Origin of the sequence: Commensalibacter papalotli (ex Servin-Garciduenas et al. 2014) (genome assembly GCF_000527695.1) — a bacterium.
GTDB lineage: Bacteria > Pseudomonadota > Alphaproteobacteria > Acetobacterales > Acetobacteraceae > Commensalibacter > Commensalibacter papalotli.
In genome coordinates this window covers 1,517,042-1,539,643 of sequence record NZ_ATSX01000001.1, presented here as the reverse complement: position 1 = coordinate 1,539,643, position 22,602 = coordinate 1,517,042, and the positions used below count along the sequence as shown (strand labels likewise).

At 35.7% G+C, this 22,602-nt stretch carries 19 protein-coding genes; 9 read left to right on the top strand and 10 right to left on the bottom strand.

Going from position 1 to position 22,602, the window contains the following annotated elements:
* Window positions 1-76: 76 nt before the first annotated feature.
* From COMX_RS06955 to COMX_RS06920, 8 genes are all read left to right on the top strand, one after another.
* Window positions 77-706 carry a YceI family protein gene (locus tag COMX_RS06955; RefSeq protein ID WP_034338516.1) on the top strand — a complete coding sequence of 210 codons (630 nt, stop codon included), beginning with the start codon at window positions 77-79 and terminating at the stop codon, window positions 704-706.
* A gap of 104 nt (window positions 707-810) precedes the next feature.
* Window positions 811-1,455 (top strand): hypothetical protein, encoded by a 645-nt coding sequence (locus tag COMX_RS06950; RefSeq protein ID WP_034338514.1) that lies wholly within the window; start codon window positions 811-813, stop codon window positions 1,453-1,455.
* A 159-nt stretch (window positions 1,456-1,614) separates the two neighbouring features.
* Entirely contained in the window at window positions 1,615-2,391 is a 777-nt protein-coding gene (locus tag COMX_RS06945) for an L-iditol 2-dehydrogenase (RefSeq protein ID WP_034338511.1), read from the top strand.
* A 218-nt stretch (window positions 2,392-2,609) separates the two neighbouring features.
* A complete protein-coding gene (gene cydD, locus COMX_RS06940) occupies window positions 2,610-4,286 on the top strand; it encodes a thiol reductant ABC exporter subunit CydD (protein WP_051461947.1) in 1,677 nt (558 codons plus the stop codon).
* A 1-nt stretch (window position 4,287) separates the two neighbouring features.
* Window positions 4,288-5,979, top strand: a complete 1,692-nt coding sequence (gene cydC, locus COMX_RS06935; protein WP_034338509.1) for a thiol reductant ABC exporter subunit CydC — start codon at window positions 4,288-4,290, stop codon at window positions 5,977-5,979.
* Window positions 5,980-6,131: 152 nt separating this feature from the next.
* Window positions 6,132-7,721 carry a cytochrome ubiquinol oxidase subunit I gene (locus tag COMX_RS06930; RefSeq protein ID WP_034338506.1) on the top strand — a complete coding sequence of 530 codons (1,590 nt, stop codon included), beginning with the start codon at window positions 6,132-6,134 and terminating at the stop codon, window positions 7,719-7,721.
* Window positions 7,722-7,732: 11 nt separating this feature from the next.
* The gene (gene cydB / locus COMX_RS06925) at window positions 7,733-8,869 is read left to right on the top strand and encodes a cytochrome d ubiquinol oxidase subunit II (protein ID WP_034338503.1); all 1,137 of its coding nucleotides are present in this window, start codon (window positions 7,733-7,735) and stop codon (window positions 8,867-8,869) included.
* 15 nt (window positions 8,870-8,884) lie between these two features.
* Window positions 8,885-9,085: a hypothetical protein gene (locus COMX_RS06920; protein ID WP_034339220.1), complete on the top strand. Its 201-nt coding sequence runs from the start codon at window positions 8,885-8,887 to the stop codon at window positions 9,083-9,085.
* A gap of 179 nt (window positions 9,086-9,264) precedes the next feature.
* Here the strand turns inward: COMX_RS06920 and COMX_RS06915 are convergent, their stop codons facing one another.
* The 7 genes from COMX_RS06915 to COMX_RS06885 form a co-directional block, all read right to left on the bottom strand.
* Complete coding sequence (locus COMX_RS06915; RefSeq protein ID WP_034338500.1) at window positions 9,265-10,545, bottom strand: aspartate aminotransferase family protein; 1,281 nt, start codon at window positions 10,543-10,545, stop codon at window positions 9,265-9,267.
* Between the two features lie 42 nt (window positions 10,546-10,587).
* Window positions 10,588-11,361 (bottom strand): nuclear transport factor 2 family protein, encoded by a 774-nt coding sequence (locus tag COMX_RS06910; RefSeq protein WP_034338497.1) that lies wholly within the window; start codon window positions 11,359-11,361, stop codon window positions 10,588-10,590.
* A 10-nt stretch (window positions 11,362-11,371) separates the two neighbouring features.
* Window positions 11,372-12,805: a gamma-aminobutyraldehyde dehydrogenase gene (locus COMX_RS06905; RefSeq protein WP_034338494.1), complete on the bottom strand. Its 1,434-nt coding sequence runs from the start codon at window positions 12,803-12,805 to the stop codon at window positions 11,372-11,374.
* A 333-nt stretch (window positions 12,806-13,138) separates the two neighbouring features.
* Window positions 13,139-13,552 carry a divergent PAP2 family protein gene (locus COMX_RS06900; protein ID WP_034338491.1) on the bottom strand — a complete coding sequence of 138 codons (414 nt, stop codon included), beginning with the start codon at window positions 13,550-13,552 and terminating at the stop codon, window positions 13,139-13,141.
* 13 nt (window positions 13,553-13,565) lie between these two features.
* Window positions 13,566-14,438 carry a decaprenyl-phosphate phosphoribosyltransferase gene (locus tag COMX_RS06895; protein ID WP_034338488.1) on the bottom strand — a complete coding sequence of 291 codons (873 nt, stop codon included), beginning with the start codon at window positions 14,436-14,438 and terminating at the stop codon, window positions 13,566-13,568.
* Window positions 14,439-14,450: 12 nt separating this feature from the next.
* A complete protein-coding gene (locus tag COMX_RS10900) occupies window positions 14,451-14,852 on the bottom strand; it encodes a GtrA family protein (RefSeq protein ID WP_034338486.1) in 402 nt (133 codons plus the stop codon).
* An 18-nt stretch (window positions 14,853-14,870) separates the two neighbouring features.
* Window positions 14,871-15,911 (bottom strand): hypothetical protein, encoded by a 1,041-nt coding sequence (locus tag COMX_RS06885; protein WP_034338484.1) that lies wholly within the window; start codon window positions 15,909-15,911, stop codon window positions 14,871-14,873.
* 208 nt (window positions 15,912-16,119) lie between these two features.
* Here COMX_RS06885 and tehB point away from each other — a divergent pair, with 208 nt between their 5' ends.
* Window positions 16,120-16,713, top strand: a complete 594-nt coding sequence (tehB, locus tag COMX_RS06880) for a tellurite resistance methyltransferase TehB (protein ID WP_034338480.1) — start codon at window positions 16,120-16,122, stop codon at window positions 16,711-16,713.
* A gap of 89 nt (window positions 16,714-16,802) precedes the next feature.
* On the opposite strand, the gene COMX_RS06875 is transcribed toward tehB, so the two are convergent.
* The 3 genes from COMX_RS06875 to COMX_RS06865 all read right to left on the bottom strand — a co-directional run bounded on the left by COMX_RS06875 (window position 16,803) and on the right by COMX_RS06865 (window position 22,562).
* Window positions 16,803-18,014, bottom strand: a complete 1,212-nt coding sequence (locus COMX_RS06875; protein WP_034338477.1) for a c-type cytochrome — start codon at window positions 18,012-18,014, stop codon at window positions 16,803-16,805.
* Between the two features lie 2 nt (window positions 18,015-18,016).
* The gene (locus COMX_RS06870) at window positions 18,017-19,909 is read right to left on the bottom strand and encodes an NAD(P)-binding protein (protein ID WP_034338474.1); all 1,893 of its coding nucleotides are present in this window, start codon (window positions 19,907-19,909) and stop codon (window positions 18,017-18,019) included.
* 703 nt (window positions 19,910-20,612) lie between these two features.
* Window positions 20,613-22,562: a DUF4422 domain-containing protein gene (locus tag COMX_RS06865; protein WP_034338471.1), complete on the bottom strand. Its 1,950-nt coding sequence runs from the start codon at window positions 22,560-22,562 to the stop codon at window positions 20,613-20,615.
* Window positions 22,563-22,602 lie beyond the last annotated feature (40 nt).

The following is a 22,602-nucleotide window of genomic DNA, read 5'->3' as shown; positions in this document are numbered from 1 at the left end:
AGTTATAAGAAATAGATAATATAGTTTGCAAGTGATAAAAAATTTTCTTCAAAATTTAATATAAGGAAAATATAAAATGAATAAAGTGGTTATTGGATTATTAGGTGCAACAGCATTATTTTTTGCAACAGAAGGTGCTCATGCTGCACCTCAACAAATAACAGATACTGTCATCACAGTGCAAAATGTAAAAAATGGTCATTATAAAATTGATCCATATCATACCCAAGTTTTATTCTCAGTTTCTCATTTTGGGTTTACGAATTACTCGGGTAATTTTTCCGATATTTCTGGTGTGTTAGCTTTAAATCCTAAGAATATCGAAAAAAGTAAATTAGACATTCAAATTCCAATTGCCAGCATTCAAACGACCAGTTCTAAATTAACCCAAGAGTTAAAAGATCCAGATTGGTTTGATGCCAAACAATACCCAACAGCACATTTCGTTTCTTCGCATATCGTTAAAACAGGTGAAAAGACAGCAGATGTTACAGGGAACTTGACCCTGCACGGCATAACGAAACCTGTAACTTTGCATATTGCCTATATAGGGGCAGGGGTTAATCCGTTAAACAAAGCTTATACTGTTGGTTTTCAAATCACAGGAAAAATTAACCGTGGAGAATTTGGAATTAAAACCTATCTTCCAAAAGTTGGGGATGAGGTTGATTTAACTATTGCGGCGGCTTTTGAGAAAGCGTCATAAATAGTCATTTGTTAAGAAAATATGTTAGTTTTGTAGCTGACATATTTTTTGTTGGGATTATAGTATGTTTTGATTAACATATATAAATAGATGGATATAAATATGTGATTATAATAGTATTTTTATTGAGCACTTTTTTATTTTTTTCTACATTAGCTACAGTAATAAGAATAGATAGAATTAAAAATATAGCCATAAGAATATCAGTTTTTACTAGTATAATTTTAGTTATTTTTCTCTTATTTAAATTACCTTCTTTATATACAACAATATTTCCATCTTTAGATGAACAGCTTTCTAAGGAGCTTAAAGAAAAATGTGCATGGCAAGAGACGTGTAAAGTTCATTTGCATGAAATTACACCGTTTCGATGGGATAAAGCGTATTTTTTTTCATTGTCTAGTGAGTATACAAGGCAAGATATTAAAAGAATTACAGGGATTAACTTTATTTTTCACAGAAATAAAAATTTATCGCTTTTCCTTTATCAAGGTAAGGTCGTTAAATATGGTTTTTCTGATCTTCCTGATGACGACTTTGTAGGCAGATTTTCTCAGAGCTATTATTTTAATATGCTCTTTGATACTGCGGTAGATTATTATAAAATAACCCCACAAAATGATTTGTTATCTGTAAGTTTTATTACTGTAGGGAAGTATTATACTGGTTATTCGACGCATGCTTGGGGGAAAGTGACTGATTCAACTCAGATTCGTAACTTTTTTCTTGATAGAAACAAAGATCATTAAGATTTTGTTGACTATAATGAGTGTTTCGTCAGGTGAATTTAGATATTTAATTAGAATTTCTTCTCTAGCTTTGCTGTTAGTCAAATATATGTGAACAACTCTCTTATAAATACCTGTTATGATTTCTTATAACATATTGAAGTGTTAAGGAGATTTATAATGAGATTAAAAAGTAAAACAGCAATCATTACAGGTGCAGGCAGTGGGATCAGCGAAGCAATTGCCAAGAAATATCTAGAAGAAGGTGCTAATTGCGTTCTGGTAGATTTAAAAATTGTAGAAGAAAAATTCACACCTTTAAAAGAGCAGTATAAAATTAAAATTGTAACAGTAATTGCGGATATCAGCAAAGAAGAAGACATTGCAAAAATTGTTACAACGGCAATCAAAGAATTTGGTGAGATTAATATCTTATTTAACGGTGCAGGTATCTATGGGATGCGCCCGTTTTTAGAAGATTCTATGGATGATTTTAAGCGTTTATTTGCGGTGAATGTTCAAGGCTCTTTTATGATGATGCAAGCCGTTGCCAGACAAATGGTAAAGCAAGGAAAGGGCGGAAAAATCATTAATATTTCCTCGCAAGCAGGCCGTCGTGGTGAAGCCTTGTCTGCGCATTATTGTGCAACCAAAGCTGCTATTATCAGCTATACACAATCGGCGGCTTTGGCTCTGGCGGAATATAAAATTAATGTAAATGCGCTTGCCCCTGGTGTTATTGATACGCCAATGTGGGATCAAGTTGATGCATTATTTGCAAAATATGAAAATCTTGAAATAGGAGAGAAAAAACGTCAGGTTGCCAAGGCTGTGCCTTTGGGAAGAATGGGCGTGGCTGCTGACTTTCTTGGAACGGCTCTGTTTTTAGCTTCTTCAGATTCAGATTATATTACGGGTCAGACACTAAATGTTGATGGCGGAAATTGTATGAATTAGTTTTTTCTTGATATAGAACCAATTAAATTCACTTAGAAGATATTATAATTTAGTCAATTAATATATAATATTGTAATAAAATGATTAAATCACAGAAAACAGAAGAAATATATTGGGTTTAATTGGTTTAATGGATTGATAATTTAATAAATTGTAACAATTATAAGATAACGATAGTTAAAATCTCAGGCTTAATTAACAGGTTATATTATAGTTTTATGCAAGATATACAAAAATCAGGATTAAGCCTGAAAGACCTTCTTAAACGCTCTTCTATCTGGTTTGCTCTTTCTGTTATACTAGGGGGGGTATCAGCCATATGTATAGTGTTACAATTTATTACTTTGGCTCATATGATTGATAACTTAATCTTTCATCATGCAAGCCTAGATAGCCAAAAACTTAATTTTTTCCTAGTTATTATATTCTTTTTGCTGCAAACTATTGCTCGACTTGCATCGGATCTTGCGGGCACCAAAGCAGGGATTCAGATTGCAGCATCCCTTCGTAAAGATCTCTATGCACGACTACAATTAACAGGTCCAATTTCATATAAAAATCTGCCTATTGGTGAAATGGTAAATACATTAACCGAAGGGATTGATAATCTTATCCCTTATTTTGCACGTTATATCCCCAGTGCAGCAATGATGGTCATTTTACCCATTTTTATTTTAGCAGTTGTTGTTGGCGTTGATATTTGGAGTTTTATTGTGCTGGCTATTACTGGCCCTTTAATTCCCGTTTTTATGGCGTTCGTGGGGTATGCAGCTCAAGTTATTATGGATAAGCAATGGCACCAATTATCTATATTAAGTGGCAGCTTTTTGGATATGCTCAAAGGGCTAAAAACGTTACGTTTATTTGGCAGAGCTCAGGATAGTCTTGCTTATATCGAAAAGCTTTCTGATGAATATCGTAAAACGACATTATCGGTGATGAAGGTTGCTTTTATTACCTCTGCAGTGCTTGAGTTTTTTTCTAGCTTATCGATCGCCGTTATTGCGGTTATTTTTGGCACTCGATTACTGGCGGGCACAGTGGATTTTCGTTCTGCATTCTTGGTTTTGCTACTTGCACCTGAATATTTTATGCCTTTACGTAATTTTTCGGCCAGCTATCATGCCAGACAAAATGCTAATGCAGCGATTGAGCAACTTAAAAAAATATATGAGTTACCTAAATTAATTTCACGACCTGCTTATGTTGAAAATACCAATTTAGTACAAGAAGTTAAGTTGCAAGATATAAGCGTCCAGAGTGTCGAAGGACAGGCTTTATTGCAACAAATCACGTGTTCTTTTCTTCGTGATCAACTGACTATTGTTATTGGAAAAAGTGGCGCAGGAAAAACTACTTTACTTAATGTATTATTGGGATTTTTACCTGTTTCTTGTGGCACATTGGAGGTGTTTAATACAAGCCATCAAGAAATCAAACCAGAAGAAATGCGGCTTGCCTGGGTGCCACAAAAAGCTTTGATGGTTTTTGGCACTATAAAAGATAATTTATGTCTTGGTTATGAGCAGGCAAGTTTGGATCAAATTAAGATAGCTGCACAACAAGCAGGTATTTTATCTTTTATAGAGCAACTTCCTCAAGGGTTTGATACGCATGTAGGGGAGGGTGGAAAACAATTTTCCGGTGGACAGTTGCGTCGTTTTGTTTTGGCACGGGCTTTGTTAAGAAATCCAGATGTTTTAATTTTGGATGAACCAACTTCTGGTTTAGATCAAGAAAATGCGTTGCAAATTATTGAGACAATCAGAACATGTAAACAAGATCGTGTTGTAATTGTTGCGACGCATAATAAGGAACTAGCGGCGCAGAATGATGTGTTATTGGAAATTGATCAGGGCAGATTGGTCAACCAATCCGCCAAAGGGGAAGTATAAAATGAACAATAAATTTATAGTTCCTGAAAAATTCAAATTGATTACTTTTATCAAACCCATTAAATGGCACTTGACTTTGGGATTATTTTTATCCTGTCTTGCCGCACTCAGTAATTTTGGCCTTTTGTTTTTATCGGGGTGGTTGATTACCAGTGCGGCTGTTGCTGGTTTGGCAGGGGTTGCTGCAGCACAAGCTTTTAATATTATGTTGCCTGCAGCAGGAGTACGCTTCTTTGCAATGGCGCGTATTTTATCAAGATATTTAGAGCGCATTATTACTCATGATGGCGCATTTAGACTAACCAGTGCTTTAAGAACTGCTGTTTATGCTTTTCTTATCCCTCAAACGCCCTCTGGATTAATGGATAAAAGAGGTGGGGATATTCTGGGTCAATTTGTGTCGGATACCGAAAGTGCGTCAGCTTATTACACAGATGCAGCCGTCCCTTTTGGTCGTGCATTTTGTTGTGCAATTATCTTTATTGGTTTGGTTTTTTATTTTTTACCTATTGCAGGAATAATTTTACTGATTGCCTTGATATTAGCTGGCATTGTAGTACCAGTCATTACCTATTATCTTTCTTATTATATTCTTGAAAAAATGCGTCAAACTAAAAGCGTTATGCAGGCGAATTTAGCCGAGACGTTGCAGAATCTTGGTGAATTATTAACGCTGAATGTTGCCGAGGTTTCAATGCATAAAATCAAACAAGACCAACTTGATTTAGATTATAGTAAATTAAAACTTGATTTTATTGAAAGTGCTGCACGTAGCCTCATTACTATGATTATGATGGTGGCGGTGCTGTTTGTATTAATATATTCTGTTCAAGTATATCAATATAATGCACTAACAGCAGCTGAAATTCCAATGCTTGTGTTAGGTATTATGGCAGCTTTTGATGTGGTTTTACCGTTACCAGCAGCATGCCATGCTAAGATCAAAGCAGATATTGCGCAAAAGCAATTACAAGCTTGTTGTGATTACCCTCAGGAACATATTAAAAAATCATTACTTCCCAAGCCGTCATATGATTTGGTGATAGATGAAGTGAGTTTTAGTTATCCATCGCAACCACAAATTATTTTAGACCAAGCCTCTTTGACTATCAAGCAAGGGGAGCATGTAGCTCTTATCGGAGCATCGGGTATTGGTAAGAGTACTGTGATAAATATGTTATTTTCTTTTTATAATTTGCAATCAGGAAGCATTTATTTTGGTGGAAAAGATGTTAACAGAATAAGCAGCACAACCTTATCTACGTTTATAACTGTTATATCTCAAGATTTTCACTTGTTTTCTGGGACAATCAAAGAAAATTTAAAATTAATTAACCCAAATGTTAAGGATGAAGAAATATCTGAAGCTTTAAAAGTGGTTCAGCTAGAAGATTTTGTTCATAATTTATCTCTAGGTCTCGATACTTTTATAGGAAATGAAGGACTTAGATTATCAGGTGGACAAGCCAGAAGATTGGCTATTGCCCAAGGATTGTTGCGTAATACGCCTTGGTTAATTTTAGATGAACCCACAGATGGCTTGGACCAAAAAACAGAGTATGAGTTAATACAAGCATTAGTAAATAAGTATACTAGCAAAACAATTATGATAATAACCCATAAAAAAGAAATATTACCGTTATTTAATAGGGTTGTTTTATTACAAGATGGAAAATTCCACTCTGATATATAGTATATACTTTACATAATTTATTTCATATATAAAAAGATTTATTAATAAATTATTAAAATTATAGTTTTTTTTATTATTGAAATGCTTTTTATTTATTATAAAAGCATTATATATACCTATGAATTTCTGTAAAAATCTGAAAGTTGTATAGAATGGATATCGTATCGCCTTGGGTTGTTGAACTCTCTCGATTTCAATTCGCTTTAACTGCTTTATATCATTTTATGTTCGTTCCTTTGACATTGGGAATGGTATTTATCTTGGCTGCTATGGAAACAGTTTACGTCGTAACAGGTAAACAAATCTATAAAGATATGACACAGTTTTGGGGAAAATTATTTGGTATTAACTTTGCCTTGGGCGTTGCGACAGGGCTGACCATGGAATTTGAATTCGGAACGAATTGGTCCATGTATTCAAGGTTCTTTGGAGACATGTTTGGAACCCCTTTGGCGATTGAAGGGTTAATGGCATTCTTTATGGAATCAACCTTTGTGGGTTTGATGTTCTTTGGCTGGGATCGTCTTAGCAAAGGTGCTCACTTGGCGGTAACTTACTTGGTGGCATTGGGATCTAACCTGTCTGCTTTATGGATTTTAGTTGCGAACGCCAGTATGAATATGCCTCATGGTGGTTATTTTGATCCTGAAACTATGAGGATGACTTTCGATAGTTTTGTTGCACTTATTTTCAATCCAGATGCACAAGCAAAATTTGTGCATACTTCTGTTGCTGGTTTTGTTACAGCCTCTATGTTTGTCATGGGAATCAGTGCTTTTTACTTATTAAGACGCCAACATCGCAGTTTTGCTGCACATTCCTTTCGCATAGCGGCTTTGTTTGGAATAATGTCAACAATTGCTGTTATTACTTTGGGTGATGTGTTGGGGCGTTTGGATTATATGCATCAACCTACCAAAGTTGCTGCAATGGAAGGATTATGGCATACCAGCAAACCACCTTCTGAGCCTTGGTTACTTTTTGCCATTCCTGATGATAAGAAACAAACGAATTATTTCGAAATTGGTGTTCCTTATGTATTAACTCCCTTGTTAACGCATACTTTTGACAAGCCTATTCCTGGCATTTATGAACTGCAAGATCAGGCTGGCCCACGTATTGAAAATGGGATTAAGGCTGTATCTGCACTGAGACGCTATGGAGAACATCGCCTGCAAAGTGATCTAGAAGAATTTAGACACCATGAAAAAGACATGGGTTATGGTTTCTTAGCTACTCGTTACGCTCCAGATCAAGATATTGATAAAATTACTGCAGAGCAATTGCCTCAAGTTGTTGAGAAAACTAAGCTTGATATTTTTCCTGATATGTTTGTTACATTCTGGGCATTTAGAATTATGGTGTTCTTGGCCATGTATTTCTTTATTGTTTTTGCAATGGCATCTTATCTCAGCTTAAAAAGACAGTTGGAAAAATATCCTTTCTTTTTGAAAATAGTGATGTGGTCTATTCCTTTACCGTTTGTGGCTTCTGAATTCGGGTGGATTACAGCCGAGGTTGGTCGACAACCCTGGACGGTATTCGAGATCTTACCAACTTTTATTTCGTCCTCTACGCATAGTACTGGGTATATGATTTTCTCGTTATGCGGATTTTTATTACTATACAGTATCTTTATCGCGGCAGAATTATACTTGATGTTCAAGTTTGCACGCCTAGGGCCTCAAACCAGTCATGATGATCAATCCAGTCGTATTATTGCGGCTGAACAAAAAAGTTAAGGAGGAAGACCATGGAATATTATGTTATTTTAAAATTGATCTGGGCTGGCCTCCTATGTATTTTGCTGATCGGATTAGGTTTGATGGTTGGTATGGATATGGGGGTTGGAACATTATTGCGTTTTGTGGGTAAGAATGATGCAGAACGTCGTACTGCATTAAATATTATTGGCCCGCACTGGGATGGAAATCAGGTGTGGTTTATTTTGGGTGGTGGGGCTATTTTTGCAGCCTTTCCAACTTTATATGCAACTTCTTTCTCTGTATTTTATGTCGTGATGATTTTACTGTTGTTCAGTATGATTTTACGCCCTGTTGCTTTTGAGTATAGATCAAAAGTTGAATCGAAAGTTTGGCGTGCCAGTTGGGATTGGGCCTTTTTAATTTCTGGCTTTTTACCAATGTTTGTGTATGGCGCAGCTTTTGGGAATATTTTACAAGGAGTTGGATATCACTTCATCTGGAATGGTCAGTATTTCCAAGATGAATCATTTTGGAGTTATTTGATTAATCCTTTTGCAATTTTATGTGGATTGATGTCTGTATCGCTTAGCGTCTATCAAGGCAGTGCTATGTTGATGATGCGTTCAGAAGCACCTATTTATGAACGAGCAAGACGTTTTGCCAGTATTGCTGGTGTTGTTGCTGCGTTCTTATTTGCGATTGGTGGTGTATGGATTACGCAAATTAGTGGTTTTATTTTAAAAAGCGGTAATCCTGCTATGCAGCCTAATCCTTTATATGGGCAAGAAGTCTCTGTAGAGGTGGGGGCTTGGTTACATAATTTTGTAGCTCATCCTATTTTATGGTTGGTTCCTTTGATTGGAATGATTTGTATGTTGGTTGGATCCACGGTGGCAAGAAGAAATAAACCCCATCTTGCTTGGTGGTTGGGTATGGGTTCATGGGCAGGTACGATTGGTACGGTTGCTTGCGCGATGTTCCCATTTTTTATGCCTTCAACAACCATTCCTAATCAAAGCTTAACGATTTGGAATAGTACAGGCAGTGCTTATGGATTGACTTGCATGGCAATTTTAGCATGTATTTTTGTGCCTCTTATTATCTGTTATACATCATGGTGTTTTTATATCATGAGAGGTAAAGTCAAAACCTCTGATATTGTTAATGATCATCACAGCTATTAAAGGAGCATCATGAAAATGATAAAGATTTTATTACGCTTTGCTGGGCTAGGCATGATTTTAATAGTAGCTTTGTTGGTTGCTGTGTTTGTAGGGGATCAAGGACCTTGGTATTTTGCCTGGATGGTTGGAACAGTTATGATTGTTTTGATCTCTGTTGCTGGGGCAATTTTATTTGATACGCAATCAGATCCTAATGATTCAAAAGGAGAATATTAATGGGTGGTCATTTAGAGTGGGTAATTTTTTGTGTACCGTTTGTCTATTTATGTTTTTACCTTATCGCCTATCTAATTACACGCAAACTATTTCCTTAGTTTTATAAAATATTACATTAAAAGAAAAAGGCATTGTAAAATACAATGCCTTTTTTAATAACTAATATCTTATGTGAAAGATTATTTCAAAACAGCAGCCAAGGATTTTTCAAGGATTCCTAATGCTTCATCCAAGATATTTTCTTCTACAGTTAAAGGAACTAATACACGAATAGAGTTCGCAAATAGACCACAAGTAGCCAACATCAGACCATTATCTCTGGCATGACCAGCAAGGCTTTTTGTTGTATCTGCATCTGGTTTACCCTGAGCATCAAGAATATCAAATGCAAGCATCGCACCACGATGACGAATTTCGCCAATACGGGCAAAGACACCACCTTTTGATTTCAATCCGTCCAAGAATGCGGAAACTTTCTTACCGATATCATTACTACGTTGCAAAAGGTTTTCTTCTTCAAAAACTTCAAGAACTGCCAAAGCCGCAGCAACAGCTACCGGGCTACCAGCATAGGTTCCACCCAATCCACCTGGGGAAACGCTGTCCATAATATCTGCTTTACCAATAACACCAGACAAAGGATATCCACCAGCAAGGCTTTTGGCTGTTGTCATAAGGTCTGGTTCAATACCAAGTTGTTCGGTGGCAAAGAATGTGCCAGAACGTCCGTATCCAGATTGAACTTCGTCACAAATGATTTTAATGCCGTGTTTATCAGCAATTTCGCGAAGTTTCTTTGCAAAAGCAGGAGGCATAAAGTGGAAGCCACCTTCACCTTGGATTGGTTCAAAAATAATTGCTGCAACATCCGTTGGTGCAATATCCGTTTTGAAGAGTTTTTCCAAAGCAATTAATGCTGCTTCTTCTGTAACACCAAAGCTTTTAACAGGGAAAGGAATGCGGAAAATACCACCAGGCATTACTCCGAAATCTTGCTTATAAGGGGCAACTTTACCCGTCATTGCCAATGTGTAAATGGTACGACCATGATATCCAGCATCAAACGCAATCACACCAAAGCGTTTTGTTGCAGCACGAGCAATTTTTACTGCGTTTTCAACGGCTTCTGCACCTGTTGAGAAAAATACAGCTTTTTTATCGCCAGAAATAGGGGCTTTTTCACAGACTTTTTCTGCTAGAGTAATGATGTTTTCAAATCCAACTACTTGAGTAGCAGTATGAGAGAATTTATCAATTTGTGCTTTGACAGCAGCTGTAATTTTTGGATGCGTATGACCCGTATTTAATACGCCAATACCACCAATAAAATCGATATAGCGGTTGCCTTCTACATCCCAAATCTCAGCATTTTTTGCACGGTCTGCAAAGAATGGAAAACCAATGGCAAAGCCTTTTGGCATTGCTTTTTCTTTGCGTTTCATCAAGTCAGAGTTTTTCATTTTTTTCTCGTTATATGAATCGTTTTTTTAATGTCGATTATATTAAAAAATACCATAATTATGAACAGCATCTTCATCGCTTGGGACTGCTGGAATAGAATCCCATAGCTCAATGATTTTACCATTTTCTACGCGCCAAAGCTCAAAATAAGCATGACGTGCACCAGCAATAGATCCTTCGGAATGGGTCAGAACAAATTGACCATCGGCAACAGTGCGGTGAATTTTATCGTAATGTAACGCGGTTCCATCTGCCTTCAGTTGTTCAAGGAAATCAATAACAGGTTGGACACCATCGCCAATATCAGGGCTGTGTTGATAGAATGTTTTACCATCACTATAGCGTTCAAAACCGCTGTAATCGCCACCAATTAAGGTTTCAGTAAAGAATTTTTTAACCAATTGACGGTTGGCTTCACTATCTGCGTTTGAATCAACTTCGCTAGGACCATCAAGTTGGCTACGACCACTGATATTTTTTTCTGCTTCAGCAACCAGACCATCCCAATGTTCGACGATTTTACCATTTTCTACACGATAAATATCAAATCCAACCAATGGGTTTTCATCAAGCCCGACAAAGCGCCCATGCAGTGCAACAAGACCATTATCATCACCCAATACACGGCTGACTTTATAGTCCATGTCAGGACAGCTTGCGACGAGTTCTTTCAAACCAGGAATACCATCAGCAACCAAAGGGGAATGCTCGATAAAATCTGACGAGAAATAAAGCTCTAGCGCTTTGATATCTTTATCAGAAAAGAGCATATTATGTGCTTTAAGCACTAACGCTTTATTTTGTTCTTTCGACATTCAAAAAATCCTAGTCTTCGTTAGAGGCCATAACGTGTTTAACGCGTGTATATTCTTCTAAACCATATGAAGATAAATCTTTACCATAACCAGAATGTTTGAAACCACCATGAGGCATTTCACCAACTAAAGGAATATGGGTGTTAATCCATACGGTTCCAAAGTCTAGATCACGTGAAAGACGTGTTGCACGTGCATGATTTTTAGTCCAAACGCTGGATGCTAATCCAAATTCTACGTCATTTGCTTTGAATACGCCGTCTGCTTCGTCCTTGAAGCTTTGAACAGTAATCACTGGGCCAAAGATTTCTTTTTGAACAACTTCATCATCTTGTTTCAGATGACTGATAACGGTTGCTTCGAAATAGAAGCCTTCACGATTGCCTGCTTTACCACCAGCTTGGATTTTTGCATGAGGAGGCAGACGATCAATAAAGCCTTGAACATGTTTTAATTGATTTTCATTATTTAATGCACCATAAAGCGCATCACTGTCATCTGGAGAACCAAACTTAGTTGCTTTTGCTTCTTTCGCAAGAAGAGCAAGGAATTTATCATGAACAGATTCTTCAACCAATACGCGGGTCGCTGCAGTACAATCTTGACCTGCGTTAAAGAACCCAGTCATGGCGATATGAGCAGCAGCTTTTTCAAGATCAGCATCAGCAAACACAACAACTGGCGCTTTGCCACCTAATTCTAAATGTGCACGGGTGAGGTTTTTTGCAGCGGATTCAGCAACAGCCATCCCAGCACGAACAGAACCTGTAATAGAAACGAGTGCTGCTGTTTTATGAGAAACGATTTGTGATCCAGTTGCAGCTTTACCAAGAAGAACGTTAATTGCGCCTTCTGGGAAGAAAGGTGCTGCGATTTCAGCAAGCAACAAAGTGCTTTCTGGTGTTGTATCACTCGGTTTTAGTACAACCGTGTTACCCGCAGCCAATGCAGGAATAATTTTCCAAATAGCCATCATTAAAGGATAGTTCCAAGGCGCAACTTGGCCAACAACACCCAAAGGTTCACGGCGAATGCTGGAGGTTAATCCGTGCATATACTCACCTGTTGCTTTGCCTTCTAAACAACGTGCAGCACCAGCAAAGAAACGAACTTGATCCGCAGAAACCGCAACTTCTTCAGATGCGATTAAGGATTTGATTTGTCCTGTGTTACGGCTTTGTGCGTCAACGAGTGCATCGCTGTTTGCTTCAATTGCATCAGCCAATTTTAACAAAGCTTTTTGACGTTCAGACGGGGTTGTTCTGCCCCACACTTTAAATGCCTCTTTGGCAGCTGCGTATGCTGCGTCTACTTCTTCTTGAGTAGCAATAGGGGACTGGGCAATCACCTTGCCAGTTACTGGGCTGATAAGATCAAAATACTCAGAAGACTTAGCTTCAACAAATTTTCCATTAATAAAATGTTTTAATTTTGTTACGCTCATTTAGGATTCCTTTAACGATATAGTCATTTAAACTGGAGTAGCTTAGCATTTGTATGGGTGTGTTTCAAAATAAACAAATTATGATCAGCCGGTAACATTCAGAATATAAAAATAATTTTCATCATAAAATGTTATTAAAATAAGGTTGAAACAAAAAAAATGATTTATAAATCATTCTAAACAAATTAAATTTTGTTTTTGAGGGGAGAAATAATTTATGAAAAACGTTTCTGCATTATGCTTTGTAAATATTTTAAAAGTAAAGGGGTTTTGTATATTTTTTTCTCAACGAATCTATATTATGAAATCTGATAATTTATATTGATTGCGAATTTAAATTAAATGAGCAATATAACCAACGCAGATCCCAACACAGATCCCTGCCAAGATTTCTCCTTTTGAATGGCCAACACGCTCTCTTAACGGAGGCATTTCTGTTTTATTAAGATTTACCTGATTAATGGCGATGGCATGTTTACCTACAGTTCGGCGCAATCCATTGGCATCCATAATGACAATAAAAGCCAGCGTCACAGCCACACCAAAAGCAGGGCTATTGATACTTTGCTTAAAAGCGATAAGGGATGCCATACTTGTCACAATAGCACTGTGATTACTGGGCATTCCTCCATATCCAATAAGCTTAAAAGCCAGTTGTTTTGCTTTGATAGAGTTAATTAAGAATTTCAAAGATCCAGTACACAGCCAAGCCAAAAATGGGGTAATTAAGTAACTATAAAAACTCATTATTTTCTCCAAACTATCCTTGTGGAATTAATGCCCATATACAAAATCCAGCCCAGAGTAAAACCGTTAACAAGATTTGTTTGTCATAAATGACGACATCAGTTGGAGATTCCCCACCTTTTAAGGTTTCAACAATAAACCAGTATCGAAATAAACCAAACATAACAAAAGGAATAGTTATAATTAATTTAGACTGCACCGTCATAACATAGAGGCTGTAAAATATAATTGCCGTTGTTGCGGACATTTCAGCAAAGCGATTAATCAATGTTACCGAGTAATGACTTAAAACCCCTCTGCTTTGTGAACCATTTTGAATAAGCTCTTGTCTACGCTTAATTGATGCTAAATACAAAGAAAGACTAAGTGTAGTTACAAACATCCAGTTTGATACAGGAACATTTAACGCAACAGCACCTGCATATACCCGTAAGACGAAGCCAAAAGCAACGATAAAGATCTCTATTACAGGTTCATTTTTAAGCTTAAAACTATAGAGAAGGTTAAGGATAATATAAACAGCTATAACGTAAATAACATGTGGTGTGATGAACCATGCAGCAATCAAGGCTGCGTATAGAAACCCCAGTAAAATAATGGCACTTTGAACGGTGAGTTCACCAGACGCCAAAGGACGTTTTTTACGTTTTTCAGGATGGGCTCTGTCGCGTTCCATATCATTTAAATCATTAACGATATAAACCGCCGAGGCTGCAATACAAAATAAAAATGCTGCAAAGATCACATGATATACAGAATGAAGATGCAAAAATTCTTTGGAAAAAACCAAGGGTGCAAATAGAAAAATATTTTTAACCCATTGTTTTGGCCGAATAAGTTTTATTAACCCAATAAGGTTATTTTTTTTTGGTGCAGCATTATTCATAAGTGGACTTTGTTAAGTAGCAGTTGTTGTGTTGGTATCTTTGAATATAACATATTTAGAAAATAAGAAACCACAGACAAGACAAGTTCCTGAAAAACCAATTAAAGTAATTAAGCTGGGAAGGTGAAGGCGATCAGCAATATAACCCATAATGAGAGATAAACTGCCCAGAAAGATAAAAAGCAAAATATATTTAGTAACGGTTACAGATGAATTAAAAGTCCATTTTGCATTTAAGAAAAAATTACAACTGGTAGAGCAACAAAAAGCAATAAAGTTTGCTATGGTCTGAGATTTATGAAAACCATAAAAGCATGTATAAAAAACAGCCCAATGCACCGAGGTGTTAATTAACCCTACTGCAAAATAGCGTATAAATAGTCGAATGAAATCTTTGCAAGTTTGTATATTCATATTGCACTAAACAAAATATTACGCACTACAGTTTTTTTTATCAATGAGATAGCCCATCATTACCGTAAATGATACGAAAAATAGACTTAAATTACGTAACTCTCCAGTAGCACAAAACAGTAAGAATAACGGTAAATTGATACAAATAACGAAAAAAATATGTTTTTTCAAGAGATCGGAGCAATATTTCCATGCGTTAACAAAAACTGTAAGAATAATAATTACAGAGAGGATTGACATTTTTTTAGGGCCAATAATGCCATAAGTTGTCTCGAATTTAATATAAGTAAGAGGGTTGATATAATTTTTTAAATTATCGAACAAGTGAAAAATCGCTACACCACCAGGATTGGCTGCATAAAGCTTTTTTACAATAATATTGACAATCCCTGCTGTAATAACCATTGCAGAGGTTAACACAATCGATTTCTTAAAATCTAAATGATTACGAATTAATGGATACAAAGTCGGTAAGAAGAAAAAAAAGACTTCTTTATTGAGCGTTGCAGGAAGAATTAAACAAAAGAGAAGAATATACCTTTTTCTCAGTGCGCATAAAAAGGCCGCAGACATAAAAAAGATTTCAATACTATCATAAAAATAGCCCCCATATGTTTGAATATAGGGAAAGGCAAGGATCAATAGGACAGGGGCGAAAATAGAGGCCGTTGGGCTGCAATTAAAGTAAAGTAATATTTTTCTTAATATAAAAAGGCTGAAGAAAAGCGATAAAAAGCAAAGATAATAGATAATATTATATTTAAACTTGTGATCGATATTGAGCTGTGTTGATACTTTAGAAAACGTCTTTTCAGGCTTTATTTTTTTTGCAATAGTTTCCTTGAGCTTGGATGGCGTAATCTGGACAAAACCATCCGCAATGATAGGTCCTAATTGCCTATACACAAAAGGCTTGGTCGCAGTCCCATCCAGCATTTCGACTATGCCGAAACGATCTTCTGTATCACGAAAGCTCCATTTTCCCATAAAACCAGAAAAACCTGCCGCCGCGGTCATCCAAAAAATAACGCATAATAGAAAAAGGTTTGTTTTTTTCATCAAAATATCTTTAATCTTATAATCAAGAGAGATCCTCTTTGTAATCTTAAATTGTTTTAAAATCTATAAAGTTTTTTCTTTTTATTATTAGGTATCTTGCTGCATGTAATCTCAAATTATTCTTTAAAAAATAAAAGTAATTTTTATTGTTATAATGTTTTTTATAAAGCTATATTATAAATGCATTATTAAGAAAGGGAGAAATCAAATGGATTTATCTAAAGACTATTTTTCAAATAAATATAATTTAATGCATCCTCATTCTGAAATTGTTGAGGCAATGCCTCAGTTAAAAGTGGGAAAAGCACTTGATTTAGGATGTGGAGGAGGCAGAAATAGTCTCTATTTGGCACAGCAAGGTTTTACGGTTGATGCTTGGGATCATAATCCTGATTCTATACAAAAACTTGATATGATTTGTGTTAATGAATCTATTAACACCATTACTACTAAAATTGTTGATTTTAATGGTATGGATTTTTCTGGGCAATATGACCTTATCTTATCAACCGTTGTTTTAATGTTTTTACAGCCGTCTTCTATTCCAAATATAATTAAAAATATGCAAAATGCGACTAAAATAGGAGGCTATAATTTAATTGTGTCTGCAATGGATACCGATGATTATCCTTGCACTTTGGATTTTTTTACATTCCTTTTTAAACCAAAAGAATTAGCTTCATATTATGATGGATGGACGATTAAAAAATATAACGAAGATACAGGGCTATTACATAAAACCGATCAAAATGGAAATCGAATTAAGCTAAGGTTTGCGACATTATTGGCTCAAAAGAACTGAGCTTTCTCAGAATATGAAATAAAAATATTTTATAAGTGTAATTAATTAATAAACAACAGTGGTGTTTATTCCCACTGTTGTTTATTGAACTAGTTCTTTTTAATGGTTTCTTTTGTAGATTTTATTTCTTCTGGTGTAATCAATTCGGCATGATTGCCCCAGTTAGTGCGAATATAATTTAGCACATCAGCAGTATCTTTATCCGTTAATACCCATTGATAACCTGGCATTTTATAAGGAAGGTTATTATGAGTGACAGGGGTTTCCCCACCTTCTAAGACAATGCGAATTAATGTTAATGGATCTTCACTGTTAACGGTTAAATTGCCTTGAAGTGGTGGAATGACATGATCGTTTCCTTTACCATCTGTTCCATGGCATGTAGAACAATATCGTTTATACATAAACTCACCATTATTATATTCAGTTTGAAGAATACTAATGGTTTTTTTTGCCCCAGAAGTAGCCGAGCTTTTGTGATCATCCATATCGGCAAGATAGGTTGCAATTGCATCAAGATCTTTGTCTGATAAATATTGAGTGCTTTCGCTTACGACTTCATCCATAGGGCCAGCAATAGCTTTGTTCTTGCTGCGGCCTTTTTTTAACAAATCAATGGTTTCTTCTTTTGAAAACCCCGTGTTACGAATAGAGGGGGCGTACCAACCAGCAAGCTGCGCACCACTTAGATAGCTGCCCTTTTGTTCGTCAAAGCTTTTTTCTTGCATTCCAAAACCACGAGGTGTGTGACAAGTTCCACAATGCCCAGGCCCTTGGACAAGATAAGCACCTCTGTTCCATTGTTCACTCTTATCTTGGCGTGGTTGAAAACGCTTGGTTTCAGTATACATTCTATTCCAAGCACCAATTGGCCAGCGTATGGACAAAGGCCAAGAAATATCTGATGGGCGATTGGCAACTTCTTGAGGTTTGACATCTTGCATTAAATAGTCATACAAAGCGCGCATATCCTCGTCGCTTAATTTGACATAAGAAGGAAAAGGCATGGCGGGGTATAGATGGCGACCATCTTTTGATACACCTTTACGCACTGCACGAACAAAATCGTTATAACTCCAATCTCCAATACCATATTTCTTATCAGGGGTGATATTCGTTGAATAAATATATCCCAAAGGTGTTGGAAAACGAACGCCTCCAGCAAGCTCTTTCCCATTGGGAGCCGTATGACACGCAGCACAATCACTGGCACGGAAAATATATTCCCCTTGAGACATCGTTGGATTTGCATGTACAATACTGGGTAATGCCATCAAAAATAAAAATGATAAGCGTTTCATGATTACCCTTTCATCTTTTGTATTTCGGTGATCGCACGATGTCCTTGATCTATGGCAGCATGTGCATAGGGTGCCCAATCAGAATCAGAGTTTGCAATGGTAATGCGCCCAACGGGTTTCCGTGCAATGTCTATGATTTTTTGTGCGCTGTCTTCATCGGCTTCGGATAACCCGCTATATGTATAGGAATAACCATGTGCCCAACGATTAACTGTAATTGCTTGGATATCTTTTTCATGATCGAAACCTGCGTCCCCGAACATGCCTTGTAATTGATCCCGAATCATACGTTCATGTGTATCAAATGGTGTACCAAGTAAGAATGCACGCCCTTTGCGAGATTGTTCACGAATACTGAGGCCACTGCCAGGGAAAGTTGGTACATAAACCATATGTAAACAAATCGGTGTCTTAGGGTCACGGGGATGTTTATAATCACCCATATCTACAGGATAATCTAATTTTACACGGCTATAAGGGGCAGCAACAGCATAAATCTCATGCACACCTTTTTTTATAAAAGGTTCCCAATTATTAACGATGACTTTGGTATAAACTAAAGGTGCCTTAACGTTTTGCTTTAAAGCTTCTTTTTGAGCTTGTGGGATTTCTGGAACAATATAAGGGATCATCATATTATATCCAGCCATAACAACATGACCCCCTTTGACTTTGTGCAACTTGCCATCTTTTAAATAAGTGACTTCTACACCATCATCAACGTTGGCAGCGTGAACACCTGTACTGCTTAATCTTAGCCTTACGGGATTTTCAGGTTTATCAAGTTGGCTATAATCAAATTGTGCAGTAACGATACTTTCCATTGTATCGCCAGGAGCTATATTAGGAATTAAACGGCGAACAATAGAGCGTGCTAATCCAGCATTTCCATCAGGAAAGTGATAGATATAGGGGTCTTCTAAATCAGCAAGAGATTCCTCATCAAGTGGGGGCAAATTAAGACCATCAAAACCTGGTAAGGCACAAACTCGAGCATCACTGCAAGATACAGCATCAATACCAACAGCTTGGAAATCATTTGTTCTTTGTTGGAAATATCGAATAGCACTATCGTTTAGTTTAACTTTGTCTTTTAAAAACTGTGAATAGCTGTGTTTATCAAGCCAGGCAGTTTTCTCGTCTGTACTCATTCCTGACATATAATCATTATTTTCCGTATGCAGCGCAATAAGCGCTTTACGGTCTTCTTCACTTAAAGGAAAATCATTGATAAAATCAACAATATTACGCCCATTTAAACGATCTGGTGGAATATCATCAGAAACAGCACGACCAGGATCACCACTGACAATTTTATCAACACCGAAATTCTTTTTATCGAAATAAACACCACGACTTAGATTAAGATCTGGATAAAAAGTTTTATCAAAATCTTTTCCCATTTTTTCAATATTAATATTTAAATCTTTGATTAATCCCATAACGACGGGGCTGAAATTATGATAAGGAGATTGGAAAGATTCACTGCCACCATAACCCAAGATCATGCGATCGCCAGTATGGAATTCATTGCGTTTGGCATGGCCGCCAAAATCATCATGATTATCAATTAAGAGAACTTTGCTATTTTTGCCATTAAGTTGTTGCCAGAAATAAGCCGCCCCTAAACCACTAAGCCCAGCACCAACGATAACAAGGTCGTAATTTTCTTGGATAGGTAAGCTCTTGGGATCAAACTTTTTACCTTCACGCGCCAAAGCATGGGCTCCTTCGAAAGAGCCGGGATGATTTCCCCGAAGTCCAGTTAAAATAGGGGGATAATCAAAGGTTTGCGTTACAGTTCTTTCGGATGCCTTTAATATCTGAGAAGGAGCCATTCCCGCAACAATACTAATTGCTACACCATTCAAAAAATCACGTCTTGTGACACTCATAGATAAAGCCTTGTTTATATTATTAAGTTAATACTTCATATATCATAAATATAAGAATATTTTAAAATAAACTATTTATGATTTAAAATTCTGTCGTTATTTTATTAAAGACAGCGTTAATCTACCAACTGAACTTGTAAATAAATCTTATCGTTTTTTATTTAAAAAGTTTGTATGCAATTGAATGTTCTGTATCATTACCTAATTTAGCAGAGGCAGTTTATTTTCGCTCTTCAGAAGATGTATTTGTTTCAGAGTTTCTTGTGTTAAATTTTTTACTAAATGAATCATCACAACTTGGGAAACCTTGAATCATTGATACAGGTAATTAACCCGCCGATAAATCATTCATAAATTGAAATTTTGGTTTGTTTATACAAAGAATTAGGATGTCTAGTTTAGTGGCTGGTGAATTTTCTTTGGTACATGCTTTGCAGGCTATCATTTTGACTGTTTTTCAAATTGTTCAGGTAAATATTCTATAACAAAGAAAAAGGGTAAGAAAAGAAAGGTTAAGAAAACCCATATCAAATTTCTATTTTACGTTTAACAGCACAAAGAGCAGCATGGAGAGATAGAATACATAAAATAAGCCCCATAATTAAAGCTTCATTTTTTTTATAAAAATTCATATACGGTCTTTTTTAATATAAAGTTAAGATAAAGTTTATATTAAATATAAACCTTATCTCATCATATTTAGTTATAACCTTTTGCTTGCCATCAAATATAATTTATACATCACATTTCTGCGCTTAGTTCCAACAGGAAGGAATCTGTTTACAAAAGGTTTAAGAATTTGTCTGATCGTTATCGCTTGATTGACGTAAATTTGGTCTATTTCGCGTTCTATGTTTTGTGGGATAGTTGAGGAATTCGTTCCATTTGCTCTGTAATTTCTCCAAGGAGTGTTGCGCAGATAATAATAAAATATTGCAGCAAATTCAGTAGAAGGATTGATCCATGGTTTTTGCTCACCAGCAAAATGGATAATCCATGGATCTTTACGAGCCTTAAAATAATTTTCCATCACTTCTAAAGGTAATTTTTTAAAGAATGTATCCAAATTTCCATTGCCATGTAAAACATTCCAGTTGGTATCAAGAAAATATACATCACCTTCTAAATGTTTATTGATAAGATCTTGGTCAGGAAACCAATAACTTGTTTTACTTAGGTCTTGTAAAATTAACTGATCTATACCAGTTTTTCTAATTTTCTCGGTATTCAAGATTAATGTGCCTGACTGAACATAGTCAGCAGGATTTTTCATTCCAAGATATTGTTTCAAATATTCCTCTGCGGTTAAAGAACCACAGGTATCTCTGCACATAGTTTTATATTTGATAAAACCCTTCATGACATAATCTTTGACAGCAGCAATAGATTTTTGCCCTATATCAATATCAAAGAGATGTTGAATATCTCTATTTACGACCATATCAGCGTCTAAATAAATCACTTTATTATACTGAGGTAAAATGGTGGGGATTAGTATTCTATAGCATATTTCTTTAGAAAAATGTGCATGTAGGTATAATTCTTTACCGTCAAAATAACGATCTAAGTTTACAATGTTCAGTTTAAAATTCTTTAGATTTCTAAACATAAATTGAAAATTAAACTTGGTTGTGTCTGTTAAAGCACCTTCAAGTATATAAATGTCATAAAAACAAGTAGGGTCACTATTTTCAATAATAGATTGTATTAAAGCTGTACCTGTTAAAGCATAATTCTCGTTAAAAGTTGTTACAATAGGGATGATTTTTTTGTATTCTTTATCAATTTTTTTTAACAAATCTTTATCATGATTTATGATTAAATTAGGTTCTTGTGATGACAAAGAATATGCCCCTGTATGAGTATTATGGACAAATGTACGGCGACATTCAACGATATTTAGCTTTTTGTTTTGCATCAAATGGGTAACATATATTCCAAATAACCATTCAGAAATATATCCAAACACTCTGTATTCTTGTAAATCTCTTTTGCTTAAATCAATTCTTTTCTCTAGCTCAAATAAAATATCGAATAACCATTGGCTATAATGCTGAAAAATATTTCGCTTCATAATAAACATATTCGTATAGTAACCATATACAGATCTATTATAACTGCTAACAGTTTCATTATATTCAGGATATTTTTCGTTTAGAATTGCAAGGCACGTGTAGTAATCATTTATATCTAGGTTTTGACCTTGTTTATATTGATCAAGATTGTTTTTTGCATATAAATTACGTACGTCCCATTTTTCTGGAATGACAACGTCTACATTTTTAAGAAATTTTTCAAGTGCGATATCAGAGTAACCAATTTCTTTTAGATAATCGTCATTCATTTTTTCAAATGGAATGACACCATATATATCGCTTTGTGTTTTGTTTTGTGGATTGAAAATAAAATGGCGTCTATAATGACAAAATCCAATAAAATCACTGGTTAAATCATTTTTCCATACCCAATATTGTGCTGTTAATTCACAAAAACTTTTATTTTTGATAGAAATATTCTCTCCAGTTGCATCATTTAACTCTGAAGGAAATAAAACTGAGTTATATTCTGTACCTACTTGAATAGGTTTATAATACTGTGTTTTAATTAAATCACATTTATTGTGATAAGAAACATAAAGAGATATATTTTTCATTTTGCTTTGTTCATGATGGTTACATAAATATATGGGTTTA